Annotated in this window: 17 protein-coding genes and 1 riboswitch; of the genes, 16 read left to right on the top strand and 1 reads right to left on the bottom strand. The window is 65.7% G+C overall.

Features of this window, described 5'->3' with window-relative positions; all coding sequences use genetic code 11:
* The first annotated feature begins 441 nt into the window (after positions 1 to 441).
* Positions 442 to 542: riboswitch (guanidine-I (ykkC/yxkD leader) on the top strand.
* A 50-nt stretch (positions 543 to 592) separates the two neighbouring features.
* From ABGV18_RS09210 to atzF, 7 genes are all read left to right on the top strand, one after another.
* Positions 593 to 1,681 carry a putative urea ABC transporter substrate-binding protein gene (locus ABGV18_RS09210; protein WP_396585768.1) on the top strand — a complete coding sequence of 363 codons (1,089 nt, stop codon included), beginning with the start codon at positions 593 to 595 and terminating at the stop codon, positions 1,679 to 1,681.
* 71 nt (positions 1,682 to 1,752) lie between these two features.
* A complete protein-coding gene (locus tag ABGV18_RS09205; RefSeq protein ID WP_396585767.1) occupies positions 1,753 to 2,571 on the top strand; it encodes an ABC transporter permease subunit in 819 nt (272 codons plus the stop codon).
* Positions 2,571 to 3,386, top strand: a complete 816-nt coding sequence (locus tag ABGV18_RS09200; protein ID WP_396585766.1) for an ATP-binding cassette domain-containing protein — start codon at positions 2,571 to 2,573, stop codon at positions 3,384 to 3,386. The genes ABGV18_RS09205 and ABGV18_RS09200 overlap by 1 nt, the downstream gene beginning before the upstream one ends.
* Complete coding sequence (locus tag ABGV18_RS09195; RefSeq protein WP_396585765.1) at positions 3,383 to 4,132, top strand: urea amidolyase associated protein UAAP1; 750 nt, start codon at positions 3,383 to 3,385, stop codon at positions 4,130 to 4,132. The genes ABGV18_RS09200 and ABGV18_RS09195 overlap by 4 nt, the downstream gene beginning before the upstream one ends.
* Positions 4,129 to 4,779 (top strand): urea amidolyase associated protein UAAP2, encoded by a 651-nt coding sequence (locus ABGV18_RS09190; RefSeq protein WP_396585764.1) that lies wholly within the window; start codon positions 4,129 to 4,131, stop codon positions 4,777 to 4,779. Before ABGV18_RS09195 ends, ABGV18_RS09190 begins: the two co-directional genes overlap by 4 nt.
* A gap of 94 nt (positions 4,780 to 4,873) precedes the next feature.
* Positions 4,874 to 8,470 (top strand): urea carboxylase, encoded by a 3,597-nt coding sequence (gene uca, locus ABGV18_RS09185; RefSeq protein ID WP_396585763.1) that lies wholly within the window; start codon positions 4,874 to 4,876, stop codon positions 8,468 to 8,470.
* A gap of 38 nt (positions 8,471 to 8,508) precedes the next feature.
* Positions 8,509 to 10,305: an allophanate hydrolase gene (gene atzF / locus ABGV18_RS09180; protein WP_396585762.1), complete on the top strand. Its 1,797-nt coding sequence runs from the start codon at positions 8,509 to 8,511 to the stop codon at positions 10,303 to 10,305.
* A 189-nt stretch (positions 10,306 to 10,494) separates the two neighbouring features.
* On the opposite strand, the gene amt is transcribed toward atzF, so the two are convergent.
* Positions 10,495 to 13,896, bottom strand: coding sequence for an ammonium transporter (gene amt / locus ABGV18_RS09175; protein ID WP_396585761.1), 3,402 nt, complete (start codon positions 13,894 to 13,896; stop codon positions 10,495 to 10,497).
* Positions 13,897 to 14,542: 646 nt separating this feature from the next.
* Here amt and ABGV18_RS09170 point away from each other — a divergent pair.
* The 9 genes from ABGV18_RS09170 (at position 14,543) to nirB (ending at position 25,233) form a co-directional block, all read left to right on the top strand.
* Positions 14,543 to 15,475, top strand: a complete 933-nt coding sequence (locus ABGV18_RS09170; RefSeq protein WP_396585760.1) for a homocysteine S-methyltransferase family protein — start codon at positions 14,543 to 14,545, stop codon at positions 15,473 to 15,475.
* Positions 15,476 to 15,557: 82 nt separating this feature from the next.
* On the top strand, positions 15,558 to 15,770 hold the full coding sequence (locus ABGV18_RS09165; RefSeq protein ID WP_396585759.1) for an allophanate hydrolase-related protein: 213 nt from the start codon (positions 15,558 to 15,560) through the stop codon (positions 15,768 to 15,770).
* Between the two features lie 244 nt (positions 15,771 to 16,014).
* A complete protein-coding gene (locus tag ABGV18_RS09160; RefSeq protein ID WP_396585758.1) occupies positions 16,015 to 16,599 on the top strand; it encodes an ANTAR domain-containing protein in 585 nt (194 codons plus the stop codon).
* Positions 16,600 to 16,610: 11 nt separating this feature from the next.
* Positions 16,611 to 17,828: an ABC transporter substrate-binding protein gene (locus tag ABGV18_RS09155; RefSeq protein WP_396585757.1), complete on the top strand. Its 1,218-nt coding sequence runs from the start codon at positions 16,611 to 16,613 to the stop codon at positions 17,826 to 17,828.
* Between the two features lie 266 nt (positions 17,829 to 18,094).
* Positions 18,095 to 19,495, top strand: coding sequence for an ABC transporter substrate-binding protein (locus tag ABGV18_RS09150; protein WP_396585756.1), 1,401 nt, complete (start codon positions 18,095 to 18,097; stop codon positions 19,493 to 19,495).
* A gap of 35 nt (positions 19,496 to 19,530) precedes the next feature.
* The gene (locus ABGV18_RS09145; RefSeq protein WP_396585755.1) at positions 19,531 to 20,541 is read left to right on the top strand and encodes an ABC transporter permease subunit; all 1,011 of its coding nucleotides are present in this window, start codon (positions 19,531 to 19,533) and stop codon (positions 20,539 to 20,541) included.
* Between the two features lie 13 nt (positions 20,542 to 20,554).
* Positions 20,555 to 21,415 (top strand): nitrate ABC transporter ATP-binding protein, encoded by an 861-nt coding sequence (locus ABGV18_RS09140; protein WP_396585754.1) that lies wholly within the window; start codon positions 20,555 to 20,557, stop codon positions 21,413 to 21,415.
* Positions 21,412 to 22,665, top strand: coding sequence for an FAD-dependent oxidoreductase (locus ABGV18_RS09135; RefSeq protein WP_396585753.1), 1,254 nt, complete (start codon positions 21,412 to 21,414; stop codon positions 22,663 to 22,665). The genes ABGV18_RS09140 and ABGV18_RS09135 overlap by 4 nt, the downstream gene beginning before the upstream one ends.
* Positions 22,666 to 22,686: 21 nt before the next feature.
* Positions 22,687 to 25,233: a nitrite reductase large subunit NirB gene (gene nirB / locus ABGV18_RS09130; protein WP_396585752.1), complete on the top strand. Its 2,547-nt coding sequence runs from the start codon at positions 22,687 to 22,689 to the stop codon at positions 25,231 to 25,233.
* Positions 25,234 to 25,235 lie beyond the last annotated feature (2 nt).

Below are 25,235 nucleotides of genomic sequence, written 5' to 3'. Positions count from 1 at the left end.
TCGCTGGCTGAAACTGAATCACCCCCGGTTTTGCCAGACACTCCCGCACCGGTTGAAACAATGCTTCACGCACGCTTGCACGGGGCTCGGCACCCTAGATGACTGGGCGGCCACCTGGAAGACATCAGCGGCCTGACCGTCTCGGTGCCAAGCCTGTGCGACGGCTCCTATCCGAGGCCGAACCCCAGCGGTCAATGTCGAGCAGCGGGCACTTCGACCCCACTTCCCCGTGATCCAGACTCGCACCAACGTGGCGCGCGCCGCCCCCAACCCTGCACCGGAATGACGCACTCGCTTGGATGGGGCAACGTCACCACAAAGGCCATGTCATTGTTTTTATGTGCGATTTTCCTCTATTTCGTATTGGCACTATCCCTGCACCACGTTGGGAGAACGCAGGGAGCCACGAAGATTAAGCGGGCACCCTTCATCACTGGCTGAGAAATGGGCAACTAGGGTTCCGATCCACGCGGTGGATGACTGGTCCGAGAGTTGCCGACCTCTACCGAGGGGTTACACGGCGGGACAAAAGCCCGGGAGACCGATCGTGAGCTCCTGCGTTGCGTCCGTGAAACCCTGAGGAGAGAACGCCATGCCCATTTTCAAGCACAAACTGCGTACCCACGTCGTCGCCGCGAGCCTGTCATTGATGACGGCGGCCGGTATCACGTCGACCCCGGCCGTGGCCGAGGAAAAGGATCAATTCCAGATTGCCTGGAGCATCTACGTGGGCTGGATGCCCTGGGGCTACGGCGAGGCCGAAGGCATCGTCGACAAGTGGGCCGACAAGTACGACATCGAGATCGATGTGGTCCAGATCAATGACTACATCGAGTCGATCAACCTCTACACCGCCGGCTCCTACGACGGCGTGACCGTCACCAACATGGATGCGCTCACCATCCCGGCCGCCGGTGGCGTCGACTCCACCGCCCTGATCATGGGCGATTTCTCCAACGGCAACGACGGCGTCGTGCTCAAGGGCAGCGACAGCCTCGAGGACATCAAGGGGCTGCCGGTTCACCTGGTCGAACTGTCCGTGTCCCACTACCTGCTGGCCCGAGCGCTGGAGTCGGTCAACATGAGCGAGCGCGACGTCGAGGTGGTCAACACCTCGGATGCCGACATCGTCGCCGCCTTCTCCTCGTCCGACGTCGAGGCCGTGGTCACCTGGAACCCGCAACTCGGCGAGCTCAAGAAACGCGATGATGCCAGCGTGGTGTTCGATTCCTCGCAGATCCCGGGCGAGATCATGGACCTGCTGGTGGTCAACACCGAGACCCTCGCGGACAACCCCAAGCTCGGCAAGGCACTCACCGGTGCCTGGTACGAGATCATGGAGGCCATGCAGGGCGATGACGAGGCGGCCGTCGAGGCACGCACCGTGATGGCCGAGACCGCCGGCACCGATCTCGCCGGCTACGAGGCCCAACTCGCCTCCACCAGCATGTTCTACGAGCCGGCCAAGGCCGTGGCCTTCCTGGAGAGCGACACGCCCAAGGAGACCATGGACAACGTCCGCCTGTTCGCCTTCGACCACGGCCTGCTGGGCGAGCGTGCCGACAGCCCGGACTTTGTCGGCATCGAGTTCGCCGACGGCTCGGTGCTGGGCAGCGAGTCCAACGTCAAGTTCCGTTTCAACGCCGACTACATGCGCATGGCGCGTGACGGCGAGCTCTGATACGAGCCCGTCGACCCCGGGTCGGGCCTCGCGCCCGCCCGGGACCCCCACCGAGCCAAACGGACTGACCCATGAAGCGTTTGATCAATCAGACCCCTGGTGCCCCCTGGCGACTCGCCCTCGGCCTGCTTCCGTTCGTGCTAGTGCTGCTGGTCTATGTCTCGGCCTCCGCCACGCGTCTGGCAGAGAACCCGAATGACCCGCTGCTGCCATCGCTTGCGGCGATGGCCGACACCTTCGCCCAGGTCGCCACCGAACCCAACCGGCGCAGCGGCGAGCTCACCCTGTGGGTGGACACGGCAGCCAGCCTCACCCGGCTCGCCCTCGGGGTGGGCATCGCCATGGCCATCGGCCTGGTCGTCGGCGTGCTCACCGGGTTGATCCCCTACGCCAACCGGACCTTCTCGCCGTTTGTCTCGGTCCTCTCAATGATCCCGCCGCTCGCCATGCTGCCGATCCTCTTCATCGCCCTGGGCGTCGGCGAGGTCGCCAAGGTGGCACTGATCGTGTTCGGGATCGCCCCTTTCATCATGCGCGACATCCAGCAGCGCGTGGAGGAACTCCCCCGCGAGCTGCTGGTGAAGGCGCAGACCCTGGGCGCGAGCACCTGGCAGATCATCCTGCGGCTGGTACTGCCCCAGGTGATGCCGCGCCTGCTCGATGCCACGCGCCTGGCGCTGGGCTCGGCCTGGCTGTTCCTGATCGCCTCGGAGGCGATCGCCGCCACCGAGGGGCTGGGCTATCGCATCTTCCTGGTACGTCGCTATCTCGACATGGAACTGATCCTGCCCTACGTGGCCTGGATCACGCTGCTGGCCTTCCTCGCCGACGTGATCCTGCGCCTGATCGTCCGGGTGGTCTTCCCCTGGTACCGGGCACGGAGGTCCTGATGAGCACCGTCACGCTCAAGAACGTCTGGAAGGAATACGGCCACGACGTGGTCCTGGAGAACATCAACCTGCACGTCGACTCCGGCGAGTTCGTCACCATCGTCGGCGCCTCCGGCTGCGGCAAGAGCACCTTCCTGCGCATGTTGCTCGGCCAGGAGAGCGCCACCCGCGGCGAGATGGAGCTCGACGGCGCCCCGATGCCCGACGAGCCCGGTCCCGACCGCGGCGTGGTGTTCCAGAAGTACTCGGTGTTCCCGCACCTGACCGCGCTGGGCAACGTGCTGGTCGCCGAGGAACTGGGCGCCGCCTGGCTGAGCGGGCGGCTGTTCGGCCGGCGCCGGCGCGAGGCCCGGGAACGGGCGCGGCAAATGCTCGAATCCGTCGGGCTCGCGCAGGCGGCCGACAAGTACCCCAGCGAGCTTTCCGGCGGCATGCAGCAACGCCTGGCGATCGCCCAGGCCCTGATGAAGGATCCCAAGATCCTGCTGCTCGACGAGCCCTTCGGTGCGCTCGACCCCGGCATCCGCCGGGACATGCACGAGCTGGTGCGCGAGCTGTGGCAGCGCCAGGGCCTGACCATCTTCATGGTCACCCACGACCTCAAGGAGGCCTTCGAGCTGGGCAGCCGCCTGCTGGTGTTCGACAAGGTCCGCCACGACCCCCAGGCCCCCGGCGCCTACGGGGCCAACATCACCTACGACATTCCGCTATCCCATACGACCCCGCACCCGTCGGTCTATCGCGCCGTGGGCCAGCGAGTGGGTGTCGAAACCCGTATGGAAACCGATCCGTCCACACCCGAGGAGGAAGGATGAACACCACACCCGAATTCAACGCGCCGATCGTTTACCGGGACACACTGCCCGGCGCACGCTACTGGTCGCAGGTAGTAAAGCGCGGCTTCACGCTGCGCCTGGTCGACCGGCAGGGGCGCGCCAATGTCTCCACTCTGCTGTACAACCCGGCCAACCCGCTGGAGCGCTACAACGCCCCGGACACGCTCAAGGGCCAGCACACCTCGAAGCTGACACACGGCCACATGCTCTACTCCGACATGGGGCACGTGATGATGTCGATCGTCGAAGACAGCGTCGGCTGGCACGACACCATCGGCGGCATCAGCGACGCGGCCATGGTGCGCGAGAAATACGGCGAGCACGGCTATCAGGAATACGGCAACGACTTCTACCGCAGTGGCCGCGAGCTGTTCCTGATCGAGCTTGCGAAATGGAACCTGGGGCGGCGGGATCTGGTGCCCAACCTCAATTTCTTCAGCAAGGTCCACGCCGAGGCGGACGGTGCGCTGGTGTTCGACGCCGAGCACCGCCAGCCCGGCGCACACGTCGACCTGCGCGCGGAGATGGACACGCTGGTGGTGCTCAACACCGCCCCGCACCCGATGGACCCCGACCCCGAGTACCAGCCCGGCGAGATCGATTTGGTCATCTACCGCTCCGATCCCGTGGTGCCGGCCTACGACTACTGCGTCAATTTCCGCCCCGAGAACGCGCGCGCCTACGCCAACACCGCGATCCACAACTGCCAGGAGGCCTACTCATGAGCAGCCAGACACTGGTGGAAAGCCCGCTCGATCCGGCCAAGGCGGTCTACCGCGAGGTAGTCCCGGCCGGCTCGCCCTGGATCCACGAGGTCAAGGAGGGCCAGACCTTCCGCATCCTCGATCTCGAGGGCAACCAGGCCGCCGACACGATCTTCTACAGCCTCGAGCGGCCCACCGAGGAGCACTACAGCGCGATCGACACCATCCGCGCCCAGGGCAACGCCTACCTGACCACCGGCTCGACGCTGATGTCCAACGAGGGCAACCCGATGCTGACGATCACCGCGGACACCTGCGGTCGTCACGACACCCTCGGCGGCGCCTGCTCGGCCGAGTCCAACCAGGTGCGCTACGCGCTGGACAAAAAGCCGATGCACAACTGCCGCGACAGCTTCCTGACCGCGATCGCCGAGAGCCACTACGGCCTGACCAAGCGCGATGTCGTGCCCAACATCAACTTCTTCATGAACGTGCCCCTGACCCCCGACGGCGGCCTGACCTTCGAGGACGGCATCTCGGATGCGGGCAAGTATGTCGAGATGCGCGCGGAGATGGACGTGATCGTGCTGGTGTCCAACTGCCCGCAGCTCAACAACCCCTGCAATGCCTACAACCCCACCCCGGTCGAGATGCTGGTCTGGGACTGATCCCGGCCGACCGCGCCCGCGCCGGGGACGACCCCGGGCGACGTTCATCCCGGCGGGACGACCCGCCTGACCGGCACCCTCTGGAAAGACCGCTATGTTCGACAAGGTTCTCATCGCCAACCGCGGCGCCATCGCCTGCCGCATCATCCGCACGCTCAAGCGCCTCGGTGTGCGCTCGGTGGCGGTCTACAGCGAGCAGGATCGTCATGCCCTGCACGTCCGCCAGGCCGACGAGGCCGTCTGCATCGGCGCGGCGGCGGCCTCCGCCTCCTACCTGAACGCCGAGCGCATCCTCGAGGTCGCCCGCGAGACCGGCGCCCAGGCGGTGCATCCCGGCTACGGCTTTCTCTCGGAGAACGCCGCGTTCGCGGAGGCCTGCGAGGCGGCCGGCATCGCCTTTATCGGCCCGACCTCGCGCCAGATGCGCGAATTCGGCCTCAAGCACACCGCCCGCGCCCTGGCCGAGGCCGCCGACGTGCCGATGCTGCCGGGCACCGGCCTGCTGGACGACATCGAACAGGCCAAAGAGCAGGCCGAGCGCATCGGCTATCCGGTCATGCTCAAGAGCACTGCCGGGGGCGGCGGCATCGGCATGCGCCTGTGCGAAAACGCCACCGAGCTCGATGACGCCTTCGAGAGCGTGCGTCGCCTGTCACAGAGCAACTTCTCCGACAGCGGCCTCTTTCTGGAGAAGTTTGTCCGCCACGCCCGTCACGTCGAGGTGCAGATTTTCGGCGACGGCAAGGGCCAGGTGATCGCGCTGGGCGAGCGCGACTGCTCGCTGCAGCGGCGCAACCAGAAGGTGGTCGAGGAGACCCCGGCGCCCAACCTGCCCGAGGATGTCCGCCAGGAGCTCCAGACCGCGGCCGAGGCGCTCGGTCGCGGCGTGAACTACCGCTCGGCCGGTACGGTGGAGTACATCCTCGACGACGACACCGGGCGCTTCTACTTCCTCGAGGTCAACACCCGCCTGCAGGTGGAGCACGGCGTGACCGAGGAGGTCACCGGCGTGGACCTGGTCGAGTGGATGGTACGCGGCGCCGCCGGCGACCTGCCGGACCTCGAGACCCTGCGCCCGGCGGGCATCGAGGGCCACTCGATCCAGGTCCGCCTGTACGCCGAAGACCCCGGCAAGAACTTCCAGCCCTCCACCGGCCTGCTCACCGATGTGCGCTGGCCCGCGGATACCCGCATCGAGACCTGGGTGGAAAGCGGCACGGAGATCTCGCCCTTCTACGACCCGATGCTCGCCAAGCTGATCGTCCGAGCCCCCAACCGGGAGGACGCCCTTCGCCGATTGCGCGAGGCGCTCGACCAGACCGCCATCCACGGACTGGAGACCAACCGGCTCTACCTGCGCCAGGTGGCCACCGATCCCGGCTTCGAGGCCGGCCACTACACCACCGCGCACCTGGCTGGGATCGAGTACCTCGCACCGACCGTCGAGGTGCTCAGCCCCGGCACGCAGACCACCATTCAGGACTACCCCGGCCGCGTCGGCTACTGGGACATCGGCGTGCCGCCCTCCGGCCCGATGGACAGGCTCGCCTTCCGCCAGGCCAACCGCCTGGTCGGCAACCCCGAGGAGGCCGCTGGCCTGGAGGTAACGGTCAACGGCCCGACGCTCAAGTTCAACGTCGATGCGACCATCGCCCTGACCGGCGCCACCATGGCGACCACGCTCGACGACGAACCCGTGGCGTTCTGGGAGCCGGTGAGCGTCCGACGCGGCCAGATGCTCAAGGTCGGCGCGGTCGAAGGAACGGGCGCACGCGCCTATCTCGCCTTGCGCGGCGGGCTGGACGCCCCCCTGCACATGGGCAGCCGCTCGACCTTCACCCTCGGCCAGATGGGCGGCCACGGCGGGCGCGTGCTCTGGCCGGGCGACGTGCTGCATGTCGGCCAGCAGACTGCCGGCAAGCCCGAAGCCATGCCCGCCGCGTCGATCCCCGACTACGACAATGCCTGGGACATCCGCACCATCTACGGCCCCCACGGCGCGCCGGACTTCTTCACCTCCGATGACATCGAGATGTTCTTCGGCACCGACTGGGAGGTGCACTACAACTCCAGCCGCACCGGCGTGCGCCTGATCGGGCCCAAGCCCGAGTGGGCCCGCGAGGACGGCGGCGAGGCGGGCCTGCACCCGTCGAACATCCACGACAACGCCTACGCCGTCGGCACCATCGATTTTACCGGCGACATGCCGGTGATCCTGGGCCCGGACGGCCCCAGCCTGGGCGGGTTCGTCTGCCCGGCGACCATCGTCACCGCCGACCTGTGGAAGCTCGGCCAGTTAAAGCCCGGCGACACCATCCGCTTCGTGCCCACCACGCTGGCCGAGGCCAACCGCCTCGAGCGCGAGCAGGATCAGGCGATCGACCGGCTCGAACCGGCCGAACGCGAGGCCGAGCGCGCCGAGATCACCACCCCCATAATCCGCGAGCGCCGCGCAGAGGACGGCGAGCACCCGGTGGGCGTGACCTACCGCCCCGCCGGCGACAAGTACCTGCTGGTCGAGTACGGCCCGATCGTGCTCGACCTTTCGCTGCGGTTTCGCGTCCAGGCCCTGCTGGAGTGGCTCAACGAGCAAGGCATCGACGGCATCGTCGAGATGACGCCGGGGGTGCGCAGCCTGCAGCTCCACTACGAGCCGGCCCGGCTGCCCACCGAGCGCCTGCTGGCGATCCTCGATCAGGCGGAAAACGAGCTCAAGAGCCTCGAGGACACCGAGCTGCCCTCGCGGATCATCCATCTGCCGCTGGCCTGGGATGACAGCCAGACGCAACTGGCCACCGAGAAGTACATGCAATCGGTGCGCAAGGACGCGCCCTGGTGCCCACGCAACATCGAGTTCATCCGCCGGATCAACGGGCTGGACAGCGAGGCGGAGGTCAAGCGGATCGTCTATGACGCCTCGTACCTGGTCATGGGCCTGGGCGACGTCTACCTCTCGGCACCGCTGGCAACCCCGGTCGATCCGCGCCACCGCCTGGTAACCACCAAGTACAACCCGGCGCGCACCTGGACGCCGGAGAACGCGGTGGGCATCGGGGGCTCGTACATGTGCATCTACGGTATGGAGGGCCCGGGTGGCTACCAGTTCGTCGGCCGCACGCTGCCGATCTGGAACCGCTACAAGCGCACGCCCGAATTCCAACAACCGTGGCTGCTGCGCTTTTTCGACCAGATCCGCTACTACGAGGTCAGCGAGGAGGAGTTGCTGCGGATGCGCGATGCCTTCCCGCACGGCGGCGTGCGCCTGGAGATCGAGGAGACCACCTTCTCGCTGGGGCGCTACAACCGCTTTCTCGAAGAGCACGCCGCGGAGATCCGCACCTTCAAGGACCGCCAGCAGGCCGCCTTCGAGGCCGAGCGGCAGCACTGGATCGCCACCGGTCAGGCCAACTACGAATCCGAGTCCGAGCCGGTCGACACCGGCATCGACACCATCGAGATCGGCGATGGCCAGACCGCCATCTCCGAGCACGTCCACGGCGTGGTCTGGAAGCTCGAGGTCAACGTCGGCGACCGGATCGAACCCGGCCAGACCTTGTTGGTGCTCGAGTCGATGAAGATGGAAATCCACGTCGACAGCGAGGTCGCCGGCACGGTGGCCCGCGTGCTGTGCAAGGAAGACGACCAGGTCAAGCCCGGACAGACCCTGATCGTGCTCGACCACGCCGAGTGACCCGCCCCATGCCCAGTATGGCCTTGCCAGGAACGACCATGACAGCCACGACCATCACCGACCTGCTCGCCGCGTACCGAACCGGCCAATTGCGTGTGCGCGACCACCTGCGTGCCACGATGCAGACCATCCGTGCCGGCGACGAACACCGCGTCTGGATCACCATGCTCGACGAGGCGCAGCTCGAGCCCTACCTCGAGCGCCTCGAGGCCGCCGATCCGGCCGACCTGCCGCTCTACGGGGTGCCGTTCGCGATCAAGGACAACATCGATCTCGCCGGCGTGCCCACCACGGCCGCCTGCCCGGACTACGCCTACACGCCCGAGCGTTCGGCGTTCGTGGTCCAGCGCCTGATCGAGGCGGGGGCGGTGCCGGTGGGCAAGACCAACCTCGACCAGTTCGCCACCGGCCTGGTCGGCACCCGCTCGCCCTACGGCGCCTGTCACAACGCCTTCGATCCGGATTACCTCTCCGGCGGGTCAAGCTCGGGTTCGGCGGTCGCCGTCGCACTCGGCCAGGTGGCCTTCTCGCTGGGCACCGACACCGCCGGCTCGGGCCGGGTGCCGGCGATGTTCAACAACCTCGTCGGCGTCAAGCCCACCCGCGGGCTGTTGAGCGCCGGTGGCGTGGTCCCGGCCTGCCGCACGCTCGATACCGTCTCGATCTTCGCCCTGACCGGGCCGGACGCCCAGCGGGTGCTCGATGTGGCCGCGGTCTTCGATAGCGATGATGCCTTTGCCCGCCCCGACCGGGTGCCCGAGTTCGGCCACGCCGCGATCCCGGCGACAGGTTTTCGCTTTGGCGTGCCCCGCCGCGAGCAGTTGGCCTTCTTCGGCGATGCGGAGAACCCGGGGCGCTTCGATACCACCATCGATCGCCTCGCCGCGCTGGGCGGCACCGCCGTGGAGATCGACTTCGGCCCGTTTCTCGAGGCCGCGCGCCTGCTCTACGAGGGGCCGTGGGTGGCCGAGCGCTATGCCGCGATCGAGCCATTCATCGAGCAGTCCGCCGACAGCCTGCACCCGGTCACCCGGCAGATCATCGCCGGCGGCGCCACGCCCCGGGCCGCCGAGGCCTTCAAGGCGCAGTACCGGCTGGCCGAGTTGCGGCGGCAGACCGAAACGGTCTGGGCCGACGTGGATCTGGTCGTCACGCCCACCGCCGGGCGCCACTACCGCATCGACGAGGTCGAGGCCGACCCGGTGCAGAAGAACAGCGACCTGGGCTACTACACCAACTTCATGAACCTGCTCGACTTCGCCGCGCTCGCCGTGCCGGCGGGATTCCGCGATGACGGGCTGCCGTTCGGCGTCACCCTGTTCGCCCCGGCGTTCACCGACCGCGACCTGCTCGCACTCGGCGACCGGCTGCAGCGGGCCAGCGTCGACCGGCTCGGCGCCACCGACCAGCCGCTGCCCGAGGAGACGCTCGACGCCGGCGGCGAGCACGTCATCCCGGTGGCGGTCTGCGGCGCGCACCTGAGCGGGCTGCCGCTCAACTGGCAACTGACCCAGCGCCGCGGCCGGCTGGCCCAGACCACCCGCACGGCCCCCGAGTATCGCTTCTACGCCCTGCCCGGCGGCCCGCCCGAGCGCCCCGGGCTGGTGCGCGTCACGGAGGGTGGCGCGGCGATCGACGTGGAGGTGTGGGACGTGCCCGCCAGCGAATTCGGCTCGTTCGTCGCCGGCATCCCCGCGCCGCTCGGCATCGGCAAGCTCACGCTCGCCGACGGGAGCGAGGTGCCGGGGTTCATTGCCGAACCCATCGCCACGCAGGGTGCAACCGATATCACCGAGCTTGGCTCGTGGCGTAGCCACCTGGCCGAACGGCGCTAGGAGACGGCGCGACCACCAGCTTTTTCGCCGGGTTACCCAAGACTGTCGCCTTGATTGCTGACGCCGTCGCCTTCGATGGTGTCAACACGATCATTCCAGCTGCACCGCGATCCCGCACCAAGAACCGGCCACTGAGGTGGATTGAATTTCAGCCGGGCACTTCGCTCAACCCGTGAACCGTCAGAAGGCTCATCGCGGCATGCATTTCACGCAGTCAAGCTGCTCCAGCGGACGGGGGCGGCCGATGTGGTAGCCCTGCACGAAGTCGATACCAATCGCGACGAGCCGTTCGACGGCTTGGGCGTTTTCGACAAATTCGGCGATGGTCTGCAGACCCATGGTGCGGGCGATGGAGTGGATGGATCGGACCATGGCCTCGTCGGTGGGGTTGTTTGCAATCTCGCGGATGAAGGTGCCGTCGATCTTGACGAAGTGGACCGGCAAATTGCGCAGGTAACCGAACGACGACAGGCCGGAGCCGAAGTCATCCAGCGAAAAGCGGCAGCCGACTCCCGTGAGCCTGTCGATAAAATGCCGGGCGGCCTGCAGATTGCCGATCGCGCTGGTCTCGGTAATCTCGAAACAGACCGTCTCGCCGGGCACCTGGTGCCGATTGAGCAATACCTGAATCTCGGCGAGCAGGCCGGCATCCCCCAGGCTGGCACCGCAGAGGTTGATTGCGCAGACAATGGGGTTACCCGGGTCGGCCCGATGTCGGTCACCCATCCAGGCAAGGGTATTGCGCACCACCCACCGATCCACTTCCAGCATCAATCCGTAGCGTTCCGCGGCAGGAATGAAGGCACTGGGCGGGACCAGGTTGTCCTCGTCGTCGAGCAGGCGCACCAGAATCTCGTGGTGAGCGGCCTTCGCGGTCGGGGTCACCGTGGGCACGATCGGCTGGTAATAGAGTCTCAGCCGGTCGCCGTCCAGCGCGCTGCGAATGCGCGACGCCCACTGCATCTGCCCCTTGCGCTCGGCCAGTTCCCGGTCGTCCGGCTCGAACACGTGCACGCAATTACGACCGCGATCCTTGGCGGCATAGCAGGCGGTATCCGCCTGTCCCAGCACCTCGGCCAGGTCACCGCAGCCGGATTCCAGCGCCACCAATCCAATACTGCTGCCCACGGCGAAATGGCGGCCCTTCCACGGGAAGCGAAAACGATGCACCTGCTCGCGAATCGCTTCCGCCAACTCCTGACCGACACTCATCGGGCAGTCTTTCAAGATCGCGCCGAACTCGTCACCCCCGAGCCGGGCAAAGGTGTCCGATTCGCGCAGGCAATCGCCAATCACCCGGGTGATCTGGCGTAACAACTCGTCCCCGGCAAGGTGCCCACAGGTGTCGTTGACGATCTTGAACTGATCCAGGTCGATGTAGCAGAGCACGTGTCGTCGACCCTGATTACCTGTCTCGGCCAGCGCCTCTCCCAGCCGCGTCTCGAACTCGCGCCGGTTCAACAGACCGGTGAGTGCATCGTGAGTCGCCTGGTGCGACAGCTGGCGCTCCATGGCGCGGGCTTCGGTGACGTCGTGCAGGACCACGATCCCGCCGGCTATCCCACCCTCCCGCTCGAAGATGGGTGCCGCGGTGTATTGCACCACCCGCGTTTCGCCGGCTGCATTGCTCAGGTTCCACGTTGTCGTGCCATTGAGCACCCGTTTCTCGCGCAACAAGGAGGCGATCATCGCGTCACAGTCCCGCCGGCCCGCGGACTGCTCGAAACGGAAGATTTCACACAACGAGTGGCCCTGCGCTTGCGCGACCGGCCAACGGCTCAGATTGCCGGCGTTGGCATTGATGAAACGCACCCGCCCCGTCTCGTCGGTGGCGATCACCGCATCCACGATCGATTCGAGCGTCACCTGCGCCAGTTCCCGTTGGCGGTCGAGCTGGTTCTGCACCTGACGACGTTCGGTGACATCCCGCAACACGGCGGTGTAGAACGCCTGCCCTGCCTCGTCGCTGGGAGAGGCCTGCAGTTCGAGGGTGCGTTCCTGCGTGCCGATCCGGCCGACCAGTTCCTGGATCGAACCCGAGCGCAGCCGTTCGTTGATGCCGCGCGCGAGACGCTCGCCCAGCAACGGCCTGAACAATTCATCCAGCGGTCGACCGCTAACGCCCTCTTCCGGGACGGCCAGCAGTTTTTCCGCACCGGGGTTGATGCTGATCACGCGGCCGGCCGTGTCGAAGGTGACAATGCCCTCACTCATGTCACGGAACATCGTCCGGGTGCGGTTCACCGCCTTCTCCAGCGCCACCATCACCGCGTTGTAACGACGGGCGATCAGCCCGACTTCGGTGAACGGCTCGACCGGCACACGCTGGGACAGATCCGTGTCATTGGCCTGGCGCTCCATCGCATCGAGCAGATCGAGCAGATCCGTCCGTGCGCCGTGCTCACTGACGTTCAGACCGACCATCTCGTCCTCCGCACTCACGCGCAATGGGCGCCACCGGTCGATGCCACGCAGGATCAGCCAGGCGAGGACGAAAGTGGTCGCGCCGATGGCGACAATGCCGAGCAGCTGCACCCCGATCTGCTCGAGGCGCCCCAGCCCGGTACCCAATTGCTCGAGTTGACCGAACAGGCCCACGGCCAGGGTGCCCCAGATGCCGGCCGCCAGATGGACCGGCACGGCACCGATGCTGTCGTCCAGCCGACGGCGGATCATCCATAAATCGACCACCAGCATCACGGCCGCGCCGATCGCCCCGATCAGCACGGCGATCCCGGTGGAGACCGCGTGCGCCCCGGCGGTGATCGCGACCAGCCCCGCCAGCAAACCGTTCAAGGGCAGCAACAGGTTGTCGACGTAGCCACCCTGGATACGCAGGCCAAGGAAGTGGGCGGTCACCGCCCCCGCCGCGGCGGCCAGAAGGGTATTGCCGATGATTGCCGGCACGCGCTCGGTCAGGCCCAATTCACTGCCGCCGTTAAAGCCGATCCAGCCGATCAGGAAGAACAGCCCGCCCAGCAAGGCCAGTGGCAGGTTGCTGGCGGGAATGCGTTGCGCGCCCTCGTCGGTGAAACGACCGATGCGTGGGCCGATGATCAGGACCGCCGCGAGGGCAACCCAACCGCCGACACTGTGCACCACGGTCGAGCCGGCAAAATCGACGAAGCCGAGCGCGGCCAGCCAACCGTCGCCCGTGGCGAATACCCCGCCCCAGGCCCAGTGACCGGCAAGGGGGTAAAGCAATAGCACCACGACCAGGGTGACCAGCCCGTAGCTGACATACGACATCCGCTCGGAGACGGCCCCGGAGACGATCGTTGCGGCGGTCGCGGCGAACATCGCCTGAAAGAGGAAGAAGACCGCCTCCTCGACGGCCAGATCCGCGAGGTTCGGCGACCAACCACCGCCCCCGATCAGGCCCATCACGCTCGGCCCGAACATCAGACCGAATCCCACCGCCCAGAATGCCAGCAAGGTGAGCATGAGATCCGCGGCGTTCTTCATCGCCACGTTGATCGCGTTCTTGCGCCGCGTCACGCCGGTTTCCAGGGCGAGAAACCCCGCCTGCATCAACAGCACCAGCGTGGCGCTCACCAAGACCCAGACGACGTCGATATCCGACAACTGCATGCGGGGCGCCCCTTTCTGCCCCAATGACGCGCACGCCGGTGACGGCAATGCACCACATGGGGGGATATCCATGGAGAAATACGGGCTCCCGGTGCTGGGAAGCCGTTTCCCCCACGACTCAGCAAGTTCGACACCAAGTTAGGCACCCAGCGCCCACGCCGGTGGCACGGCCCGCCGCTCAGCCCTCACCTGGGTGGCGAGAAAGGGGTCTTGTCGTTGGAATGAAGCCTCCCCCGCCTTGCTTCGCGCTGGCACACACCGGCAACGCCAGGTCCTAGCCATGTCCTGGCCAGACCCTTGCCCAGGCTTTTGCCAACGTCCGGAACAACAGCCGAAGAGAAAGTCAGGTGGGATTCCGCGTCGCACAACCGCAGGGAAAAACGCCTTGCCCGCGGGCTCCGCCGCCTTGTGCCGCGATGCCTGGACCGACGAAAGGGGGCAGGATCCGCGTTGGCCTTGCGACAACGAAACGAAAATCGTTGCCCACTCAGTATCGCGTGATCAATCCGCTCGACTTCACAGGGCCAACAGCAAGCCACCGGCAACCGTCACGCCCGCACCAATGACACGACCCAACTGCGATTCATGAACGACGTTGTCTGCCACAATCGCAGGGAGACAAGAATCGACCCGGGATGGCATGGCAATGACGTATACCGCGCTGCGAAAAGGCGAAATCAGGCTACTCGACGGGGCAACCGGCACCGAGCTTGAAAAACGCGGCGTGCCCATGAGCGCTGGCGCATGGAGTGGCCCGGCATCTCTCGAACACAGCGAGGTCCTGGAACAGGTCCACCGGGACTACATCGCTGCCGGCGCCGACATCATCACGGCGAACACGTACGCCACCTCGCGCGCCCTTCTCGAACTTGACGGCCTTGGCGACAAGTTCGATGAGATCAACCGGGCATCAGTCCGCGCCGCACTGCGGGCAAGGGAGCGCGGCCACCGGCCGGATGTCATGGTCGCCGGGTCGTTGTCTCACCGGGGGCCGATCGCCGCAGCATCCGCCCAGCCGGACACGAACGCGGCCATCGGCCTCGACGAGATGGCCCTGGCGCTGCGCGAACAGGCCCTGCTACTCCGCGACGAGGGCTGCGACCTGCTCCTCCTGGAAATGATGTACGACCCCCACCGAATGCTACTGGTCTTCGAGGCCGCGGCCCAGACGGGCCTGCCAGTCTGGGCCGGGTTCTCGGCCAGGCACGACGAGAACGGGCAGGTTCTCGGGTTCGGGCCCGACGACGATGTTCCCTTCGAGCAAATCCTCTCGGTCCTGGACGATTGGCCGGTCGACGTGGCGGGCATCATGCACACACCCGCGAACGCGGTCTCCGATGCCCTCGAGATCCTACGGCGCACCTTCGACGGCCCCCTCATGGCGTACCCGGACTCCGGATATTTCAAATCCCCTCATTGGCAGTTCGAGGACGTGATCGAGCCACCCGATCTGCGCCGGTATGCCGAGGCGTGGATTGAAGAAGGTGCGCAGGTGCTCGGTGGCTGTTGCGGTCTGTCACCTGAGCACATAGCGGCCCTCGCTCCCCTGAAGCGAACACCCATCTCCGCGCACGGGTAAGGAAATCACGGACCGTCCGCGGTTTTGCTGACACTCTCTCGATCACGAGTAAGACTTATACGCCCTACCGCACCACCCATGGGTGCCCCCCAGGAAGGCGGCACGGCCATCGCCGTGCAAAAGTCTGGCACGTGCCCGCCACCCAGTTCGGCTCATTCATCAACGACGTCCCGACCCTCTGCCCATCGGCAAGCTGGCCCTGACCGACGGGCGCCGCGCGGCGGGCTTCGGCTGCGCGTCCGTCGCCACGCATGTCATGACCGACATCACCCATCTGGGCTTCTGGCACCGCTAGCTCCATACAGTGGTTGGGAGACGCCCCCGGATATGCATCAGCACAGTGCATTCGTGCCGCGGATTGCACCGGCAGACAGCGACCCACTGATGCACCGGTGCCGCGCATCCGTGCCGCCTCGCCGCTCGCGGTAGTGGCATGGGAGTTGCAATCAGTGCGGTAACGACCGTCACCGCCCACCGATTTACGGGCGCCCATGACCGGCAACACCCTCCCCCGGAATACCAGGAAGTGCCACCGAGCCATGCGCGTGATGCTCATCGATCAGGATCGTGGCCGTGCCGCGATCGTCGAACAATCCCTCCAGGATGCCGGGCACGAGGTCGTCGCCCGACTGGCCAGCGTTGAACGACTCTCGCAGGAAGTCGAAGCTCACCAGCCAGACGTCGTGATCATCGACATCGAGTCACCCGATCGCGATGCGCTTGAGAACATGTCGGTGGTCTCGCGCGACAATCCGCGGCCCATCGTGCTGTTTTCCGAGGAGGACAGCGAAGAAAGCATTGCTAAGGCGATCAAGGCGGGCGTCAGCGCGTACATCTACGACGGCATGCGCGTGGATCGCGTCAGGCCGATCGTCGACGTGGCCGTCGCGCGATTCCGCGAATTCCAAGCCCTGCGCAACGAACTGGACGAGACCCGCACCCAACTCGAGGACCGCAAGGTGGTCGAGAAGGCCAAGGGGCTGTTGATGAAGCATCGCGGCTTCGACGAGACACAGGCCTACCACGCCATGCGGAAGATGGCCATGAATCGCAACCAGCAACTGGTCGAGACGGCGCGCAACGTGATCGCGGTATTCGATCTCGTCGGCGACGACGGCATCTGAGAGAGCACAGCATGGACCCGACGAACACCAAGACGATTTACCAACCGGAGAAAAGACGCCTCACGCTGGGCTTTATTCCACTGACCGACTGCGCCCCACTGATCGTCGCCCACGAAAAAAGCCTATTCGAGAAGTGGGGGCTTGATGTCGAACTCAAGCGCGAGGTCTCCTGGGCCAACATCCGAGACCGGGTGATCATCGGCGAACTGGACGGCGCCCAGATGCTCGCGCCCATGCCGCTGGCCTGCACCGCCGGACTCGGCTCGGTCACCAAAGCGATGCTCGCCCCCTTCGTGCTGAATCTCAACGGCAACGCCATCACCCTGTCCACCGCCCTCCATCGCGAACTGGCGGAACTGGCAGGCGGCAATGACGTCGGTGATGTGGGGCGCGCACTCCAGCGCCTGATCGCCCGCGAACAGGTTGAGGGCCGACCTAAGCGCACCTTCGCCACGGTTTTCCCCTATTCCATGCATACCCTGCAGCTCCGCCTGTGGCTGAAGCATCACGGCATCGAGCCCGACCACGACGTGCGCATCGTGGTGATTCCCCCACCACAGATGGTCGCCAACCTCCACCATGGCCATATCGACGGTTTCTGCGTGGGCGAACCCTGGAATACCCTCGCGGTCCAGCGCGGCGAGGGGCGAATCGCGATCACCGGCTACGAGATCTGGAACAACAGTCCGGAAAAGGTCCTCGGCGTGACACACGCCTGGGCGAAGGCCCACCCGCAGACGCTCAAGGCGCTGATGGCCGCACTCTACGAGGCATGCGCCTGGCTGGACGATCCCGAGCACCGCCTCGAGGCGGCGCAGATGATCGCCGAAGCGCACGTGATCGACGCCCCGGAGGCGGCGATCGCCCCGTCGCTTACCGGGCGAATCCAGATGGGGCGAGACGAACCGATCGTCGAACTGCCTGATTTCAACGTGTTCCATCGCTACTCGGCCAACTATCCGTGGTGGTCACAGGCGCTGTGGATGCTCGAGCAGTTGCCACTCGACAGCGATCTGGCGGATGGAGAGGGCCTGCTCCCCCGACTCGCCGCGCAAGTGTTCGATGATCGGCCGTACCGGGAACTGATGCAGGATCTCGGCGAGCCCCTACCCATCGAGCGCAGCAAACGCGAGGGCATCCACGCCACAAACTGGCAGGAAACGCCCGGCGGGCTCACGTTGGGCGCCGACCGTTTCCTTAACGGACAAGCATTCGACCCGCCGGGCTGAATCCGGCCATCGTTGCACCATGATGGCGAACAGCTGCCGCGTCATGGGGCAACGGCCAACCGGCCAATCGGGATTAAATCCAACAACCTGTTGTTTTATCAGACTATAGAAAAATGGCACAGCCCATGCATTAAGTAAAGCACGCCCCGCCAACGGCGGCGGGAGCAACCAATCAAAACGAGCAAAGGCGCTCACGAATCCGGCAAAGCCGGAGCGTGAGCGCCTTTTTTATTTCATGCCCACGAATCGTCCATAGGAGAGATCTCATGACCCAAACAACCCCGTCACGACGCCGCTTTTTGCAGCGCACCGCGATGAGCCTGGCCGGTGCGGCACTGGCCGGCAGCGCCCTGACCGCCCTGCCGGCGCAGGCCGAAATCGGCTACGCGGAGAAGGAGGCCCTGACCTTCGGCTTCATCAAGCTGACCGACATGGCGCCACTCGCCATCGCCTACGAGAAGGGTTACTTCGAAGACGAGGGGTTGTACGTCACGCTTGAAGCCCAGGCCAACTGGAAGGTGCTGCTCGACGGCGTGATTACCGGCCAACTCGACGGGGCACACATGCTTGCCGGGCAACCGCTCGCCGCCACCATCGGTTACGGCACCGAAGCGGAGATCATCACGCCCTTCTCCATGGACCTCAATGGCAACGGCATCACGCTGTCCAACGACGTCTGGGAGGAAATGCTCCCCGACCTGCCCAAGCGCGACGATGGCAAACCAGTCCACCCGATCAAGGCCGACTACCTCAAACCGGTGGTCGACCGGCGTAATGCCGAGGGTCAGCCGTTCAAGATGGGCATGGTGTTTCCCGTCTCCACCCACAATTACGAGCTGCGCTATTGGCTGGCTGCCGGCGGGATTCACCCGGGCTACTACGATCCGAGCAACGGCGACACCTCCGGGCTCATCGACGCCGATGCCCAGCTTTCGGTCACCCCGCCCCCGCAAATGCCCGCGACCCTCGAGGCCGGCACCATCAGCGGCTATTGCGTCGGTGAACCCTGGAACCAGCAGGCCGTGTTCAAGGGCATCGGCGTGCCGGTCATCACGGACTACGAGATCTGGAAGAACAACCCGGAGAAGGTGTTCGGGATCACGCGCGAGTTCGCCGAGACGTATCCCAATACCACCGTGCGTCTGGTCAAGGCGCTGATCCGGGCCGCCAAGTGGCTGGATGCCGACGACAACGCCAACCGGCCCGAGGCGGTCGAGATCCTGGCGCGGCCGAACTATGTCGGCGCCGATGAGAAGGTGATCGCCAATTCCATGACCGGCACCTTCGAGTACGAGAAGGGCGACGAGCGCCCGGTCCCCGACTTCAACGTCTTCTTCCGTTACAACGCCACCTACCCCTACTACTCGGATGCCATCTGGTACCTCACGCAGATGCGCCGCTGGGGCCAGATTGCCGAGCGCAAGTCGGACGACTGGTACATGGAGACCGCCAAGCAGGTCTACCGCCCGGACATCTACACCCAGGCGGCGCGCGAGCTGATCGCCGACGGAACGATGAGCGCCGACGACTTCCCGGATTTCGACAGCGAAACCGGCTTCAAGCCGCCGCAGAGTGAGTTTATCGACGGCGTCACCTACGACGGGCGCAAGCCGAACGAGTACCTCAAACAGTTCCCCATCGGTCTCAAGGGCGAGGACCAGGTCTGACCGACCTGGACTGCCCGAACATCCGGAGTTAAACCATGAACACCAACCTGTCACTCAAGACACCACGGGCCATCGCCCCGTTCGTGAACCTGGCCCGGGGCGAGAGCCCCCGGGCCCAACTCGACGTCTTGTTCCGCACGGTCGGCCTGCCGGTCATCGGCCTGATGGTCTTCCTGATGCTCTGGTCCGGCGTGGCCGGGAAGATCGACACCTCGCTCGGCCAGTTCCCCGGCCCGGCGCAAGTCTGGAACCAGGCCGAGGCGCTCTACGTGGAGCACGTCGCCGAGCGCGAAAAGGCCGAGGCCTTCTATGAACGCCAGGACGACCGGATCGCCGAGCGGCTGGCCAACGATCCAGGGTACGAGCCGCGGATTCACGACTACACCGGCAAGGCGACATTCTTCGACCAGGTCATCACCAGCCTGATCACCGTGCTCTCGGGTTTCTTAATCGCCTCGATCATCGCCATCCCGCTGGGCATCATCACCGGCCTGAGCCGCAACCTGTACGCGGCGTTCAACCCGCTGGTGCAGATCTTCAAGCCGGTCTCGCCACTGGCGTGGCTGCCGCTGGTCACCATCGTCGTCAGCGCGGTCTACGTCACCGATGATCCCATGTTCGACAAGTCTTTCCTGACCTCGATGATCACCGTCGTCCTGTGTTCTCTCTGGCCGACGATGATCAACACCACCGTGGGCGTGAACACCGTCAGCCGCGATCTGCTCAACGTCTCCCAGGTGCTGCGCCTGGGTTGGCTGACCCACGTGGTCAAGATCGTCCTGCCCTCCTCCATCCCGATGATCTTCACCGGCCTGCGCCTGTCGCTGGGTATCGCCTGGATGGTGCTGATCGCCGCCGAAATGCTGGCTCAGAGCCCTGGCCTCGGAAAGTTCGTCTGGGACGAGTTCCAGAACGGCTCGTCCGACTCACTGGCCCGGATCATGGTCGCCGTGCTGGTGATCGGCCTGATCGGCTTCCTCCTCGACCGGGGCATGCTTGCGCTGCAGCGAGCCATGTCCTGGGACAAGACCGCAATAATGCGTTAATGGAGACTTCGTCATGACTCAATCACACCTCGAACTGACGGGCGTCGACATCGAGTTCCCCACGCCCAAGGGACCCTTCCAAGCCCTCGACAACATCAACCTCAAGGTCGACGAAGGCGAGTTCATCTCGCTAATCGGCCACTCCGGCTGCGGCAAGTCGACCGTACTCAACATTCTCGCCGGACTGCACCAGGCCACCCGCGGCGGCGTGCTGCTCGACGGCCGCGAGGTCGATCAACCGGGCCCCGAGCGGGCGGTGGTCTTCCAGAACCATTCACTGCTGCCCTGGCTGACCGTCTACCAAAACGTTGAACTGGCGGTGAAGAAGGTCTTCAAGGGCCGCATGAGCCGCGCCGAGATGCGCGACTGGATCCACCACAATCTTGCCTTGGTCCAGATGGATCACGCCCTGCACAAGCGCCCGGACGAGATCTCTGGGGGCATGAAGCAGCGCGTCGGCATCGCCCGGGCATTGGCGATGCAACCGAAGGTGCTGCTGATGGACGAACCCTTCGGCGCGCTCGACGCACTCACCCGGGCCCATCTGCAGGACTCGCTGATGGAGATCCAGGCCGATCTGGGCAACACGGTGATCATGATCACCCACGACGTCGACGAGGCCGTGCTGCTCTCCGACCGCATCGTGATGATGACCAACGGTCCAGCGGCCACCGTGGGCGAAATCCTCACCATCGACCTGCCGCGACCCCGCAACCGTCTGGCCCTGGCCGACGACCCGACCTACAACCACTATCGCCACGAGGTACTGACCTTCCTCTATGAAAAGCAGAAGAAGGTCGAGGAAATCGGCAGCTCGAGCCCCGCTGCGGCCAAGGGAACGACCAAGGACAAGGCGAAGGAACGCGTCGCATGAAGCCGCGGCTAGTAATAATCGGCAACGGCATGGCCGGCGCGCGCCTGCTGGAGGAGCTGGTCGAGCATGAGGCCGGCAGCCACGCGATCACCGTGTTCGGCGCCGAGCCGCATGGCAACTACAACCGGATCATGCTCTCACCGGTGCTTGCGGGCGAGAAGACGGTCGCGGAGATCATGCTCAACCCACGCGAGTGGTACGCCCGCCACGACATTGCGCTGCATCTCGGCGACCCAGTGGTGACGATCGATCGCGAGCGGCGCGAGGTGACCAGTCGCGCCGGGGTGACCGTCCCCTACGACCAGCTTGTGCTCGCCACCGGCTCGCGCCCCTGGCTGCCGGAGATACCGGGCATCGATCTGGCCGGCGTGGGCGGCTTCCGGGATCTCGCCGACGTCGAGTTCCTGCGCACCCGGCTGTCCGATCCCCGGCCGGTGGTGATCCTCGGCGGCGGACTGTTGGGACTGGAAGCGGCTGCCGGGCTCGCCGGCCACGGCGTCGATGTGACGGTGGTCCACCGCAACCCGGTGCTGATGAACCGCCAGTTGGACGACGAAGCCGCCGCCATCTTGCGGCAGGAATTGGCGGCTCGGGGCGTGCGCTTCGTGCTGGACGCCCAGGCTAACGCGATCGAGGGAGTTGCACGGGCCGAGGCCGTGCGGCTGGACGACGGCCGCCGGCTGCCGGCCTCGACCGTGCTGTTCACCATCGGCATCCAACCGGAGATCTCGCTCGCGCAAGTTGCCGGGCTGGACTGCGGCCGCGGCATCCGGGTCAACGAGCAGTTGCGCAGCGATGACCCGGCCATTTACGCCCTGGGCGAATGCATCGAGCATCGTGGTCGCACCTACGGCCTGGTCGCCCCGATCTGGGATCAGGCCCGCGTGCTGGCCGACGTGCTGACCACCGGCCAGGGACACTACCGCGACCGACTCACATCCACCCGCCTGAAGGTGACCGGCATCGACGTGTTCTCCGCCGGCCGGATTGATCCCGAACCCGGCGATCACTGTCTGCGCCTTCGCGACCCGCAACAGGGTATTTACAAGAAACTCATTCTCCGCGGCGACCGCGTGGTCGGCGCGGTACTGGTCGGCGATGTGGCCGACGGGGGGTGGTACTTCGACCTGCTCGAGGACCACGGCAACGTGCGCACATTCCGTGACCGTCTGCTGTTCGGCAAACACTTCTGCGAGCCGGACGACGCACTCACCCCCTCTCACGACTCGCCCACCGAAAACGCCGCCTGACACTGCGGACAGGAGCACACCATGAGCAACCGACAACAACTCATCGTGATCGGCAACGGCATGGTCGGTCATGCCTTCGTCGAAAAGATGATCGAGGCCGACGGCCTTGCCCGCTTTGACGTGACCGTCTTCGGCGAGGAACCCCGCGCCGCCTACGATCGCGTGCATCTCTCCGAGTACTTTTCCGGCAAGAACGCTGAGGATCTCGCGCTCACCACGGCCGAAAACTACCGCGAGCAAGGCATCGACCTTCACCTCGACACCCCCGTGGTCGAAATCGACACCGACGCCCGCGAGGTGGTGACGCGTAACGGTACCCGGCACGGCTACGACCGGCTGGTGCTGGCCACCGGCTCGTACGCGTTCGTCCCACCCATCGAGGGTCGGGATCAGGACGGCTGCCTGGTCTATCGCACCCTCGAGGACCTCGATGCGATTCGTGACCATGCCGAACACGGCCGGCGCGGCGTGGTGGTCGGTGGCGGCCTGCTGGGTCTTGAGGCAGCCAACGCGCTCAAGCATTTGGGCCTCGAGACCCACGTCGTCGAGTTCGCCCCGCAGCTGATGCCCGCCCAACTCGACCTGGCCGGCGGCGACATGCTCCGTCGCCAGATCGAGGCCCTCGACGTGCGTGTACACACCGGCAAGGCCACGCAACTGATCGACGCCGGCGAACACCACCGGCTGCGCATGAACTTCGCCGATGGCGAGGCGCTGGAGACCGACCTGGTGCTTTTCTCTGCGGGCATCCGTCCGCATGACGAGCTGGCGCGCAAGGCCGGGATCGCGGTGGGCGAACGCGGCGGCGTCGTGATCGACGACCAGTGCCGCACTTCCGACCCGGCCATCTATGCCATCGGCGAATGCGCGCTGTGGAACCGCCAGATTTTCGGTCTCGTCGGGCCGGGCTATGCCATGGCCGACGTCGCCGTCAAGCAGTTGACCGAGGCCGGCGAGACGGCCGCCTTCACTGGCGCGGACATGAGCACCAAGCTCAAGCTGCTGGGCGTCGAGGTAGGCTCAATCGGCGATGCGCACGCCCGCACGCCCGGCGCCCAGGCCTATGCCACCATCAACGAGCCGGACGCCACCTACAAGCGACTGGTGGTGCTTGACGGTAAGCTGATCGGCGCGGTGCTGGTAGGCGACAGCGCCGACTACGACATCCTGCTCCAATACGCCCGCAACGGCCTCGACTTGCCCGAGCACCCCGAGTCGTTGATCGCGCCGGCCGGTGACGGCCCACCGGCCTTGGGCCCCGACGCCCTGCCGGAGACCGCCACGATCTGCTCCTGCCACAACGTCACCAAGGGCGGGATCATCGAAGCACTCGACGGCGGTTGCGCCAACCTGGGCGACATCAAGGGCGCGACCAAGGCCTCCACCGGCTGCGGCGGCTGCGCCGCATTGCTCAAGTCGACCGTCGACCACGAGCTTGCCAAGCGCGGCATGGAGGTCAACACCGACATCTGCGCGCACTTCTCGCATACCCGCATCGAGCTCTACCACCTGGTGCGGGTCGAGGGCATCCGTACCTTCGCGGAACTACTCGAGCGTCACGGCCGCGGTCTGGGATGCGATATCTGCAAGCCGACGGCCGCCTCGATCTTCGCCTCGGTATGGAACGAGCACGTGCTCGAACCCGTGCACCAGCCGCTGCAGGACACCAACGACACCTACCTCGCCAATATGCAGAAAGACGGCACCTACTCGATCGTCCCACGGGTGCCGGCCGGCGAAATCACCGCCGAAAAACTGATCGTAATCGGCAGCGTGGCCAAGAAATACGGTCTCTACACCAAGATCACGGGCGGCCAACGCATCGACCTGTTTGGCGCTCGCAAGGAGCAGCTACCGCCGATCTGGGAGGAGCTGATCGAGGCGGGCTTCGAGACCGGTCATGCCTACGGCAAGTCAGTGCGCACGGTGAAATCCTGCGTGGGCTCCACCTGGTGTCGCTACGGCGTGAAGGACTCGGTAGGCATGGCGATCCACATCGAGAACCGCTACAAGGGCTTGCGCTCGCCGCACAAACTCAAGTTCGCCGTCTCCGGCTGCACCCGCGAGTGCGCCGAGGCCCAGAGCAAGGACATCGGCGTTATCGCCACCGAGAACGGCTGGAACCTCTACGTCTGCGGCAACGGCGGCATGAAGCCGCGACACGCCGACCTGTTCGCCACCGATCTCGACGACGAGCACCTGATCCGCTACATCGACCGGCTGCTGATGTTCTACATCAAGACCGCCGACCGGCTGCAGCGCACCAGCGTCTGGCTGGAGAACCTCGAAGGCGGACTCGAGTACCTGCGCGAGGTGGTGATCGACGACCGGATCGGAATCGGTGAGGAACTCGAGAGCCAGATGCAGGCAGTGGTCGACAGCTACCGGTGCGAATGGAAGAGCACCCTGGCCGATCCCGCCAAGCTCAAGCGCTTTCGCAGCTTCGTCAATTCCGACCAGCCGGATGACAACGTGCTGTTCGTCGAGGAGCGCGGCCAGATCCGTCCGGCGACCGCTGAGGAAAAACGACAGCGTGCCGGGACCGAGACCCTGGCCGAGGAGGCATGACC

Source organism: Guyparkeria halopsychrophila (assembly GCF_044582135.1).
Taxonomy (GTDB): Bacteria; Pseudomonadota; Gammaproteobacteria; order Halothiobacillales; family Halothiobacillaceae; genus Guyparkeria.
This window is presented reverse-complemented; position numbering and strand designations above follow the sequence as displayed.

Excerpts from the sequence above, each read along its gene's own strand:
- ABGV18_RS09135 (WP_396585753.1), top strand. The coding sequence starts at position 21,412 with ATGAAGCCGCGGCTAGTAATAATCGGCAACGGCATGGCCGGCGCGCGC.
- ABGV18_RS09150 (WP_396585756.1), top strand. The coding sequence starts at position 18,095 with ATGACCCAAACAACCCCGTCACGACGCCGCTTTTTGCAGCGCACCGCG.
- ABGV18_RS09210 (WP_396585768.1), top strand. The coding sequence starts at position 593 with ATGCCCATTTTCAAGCACAAACTGCGTACCCACGTCGTCGCCGCGAGC.
- ABGV18_RS09190 (WP_396585764.1), top strand. The coding sequence starts at position 4,129 with ATGAGCAGCCAGACACTGGTGGAAAGCCCGCTCGATCCGGCCAAGGCG.
- ABGV18_RS09140 (WP_396585754.1), top strand. The coding sequence starts at position 20,555 with ATGACTCAATCACACCTCGAACTGACGGGCGTCGACATCGAGTTCCCC.
- ABGV18_RS09170 (WP_396585760.1), top strand. The coding sequence starts at position 14,543 with ATGACGTATACCGCGCTGCGAAAAGGCGAAATCAGGCTACTCGACGGG.
- ABGV18_RS09205 (WP_396585767.1), top strand. The coding sequence starts at position 1,753 with ATGAAGCGTTTGATCAATCAGACCCCTGGTGCCCCCTGGCGACTCGCC.
- ABGV18_RS09195 (WP_396585765.1), top strand. The coding sequence starts at position 3,383 with ATGAACACCACACCCGAATTCAACGCGCCGATCGTTTACCGGGACACA.
- ABGV18_RS09200 (WP_396585766.1), top strand. The coding sequence starts at position 2,571 with ATGAGCACCGTCACGCTCAAGAACGTCTGGAAGGAATACGGCCACGAC.
- ABGV18_RS09160 (WP_396585758.1), top strand. The coding sequence starts at position 16,015 with ATGCGCGTGATGCTCATCGATCAGGATCGTGGCCGTGCCGCGATCGTC.
- nirB (WP_396585752.1), top strand. The coding sequence starts at position 22,687 with ATGAGCAACCGACAACAACTCATCGTGATCGGCAACGGCATGGTCGGT.
- ABGV18_RS09145 (WP_396585755.1), top strand. The coding sequence starts at position 19,531 with ATGAACACCAACCTGTCACTCAAGACACCACGGGCCATCGCCCCGTTC.
- amt (WP_396585761.1), bottom strand. The coding sequence starts at position 13,896 with ATGCAGTTGTCGGATATCGACGTCGTCTGGGTCTTGGTGAGCGCCACG.
- ABGV18_RS09155 (WP_396585757.1), top strand. The coding sequence starts at position 16,611 with ATGGACCCGACGAACACCAAGACGATTTACCAACCGGAGAAAAGACGC.
- uca (WP_396585763.1), top strand. The coding sequence starts at position 4,874 with ATGTTCGACAAGGTTCTCATCGCCAACCGCGGCGCCATCGCCTGCCGC.
- atzF (WP_396585762.1), top strand. The coding sequence starts at position 8,509 with ATGACAGCCACGACCATCACCGACCTGCTCGCCGCGTACCGAACCGGC.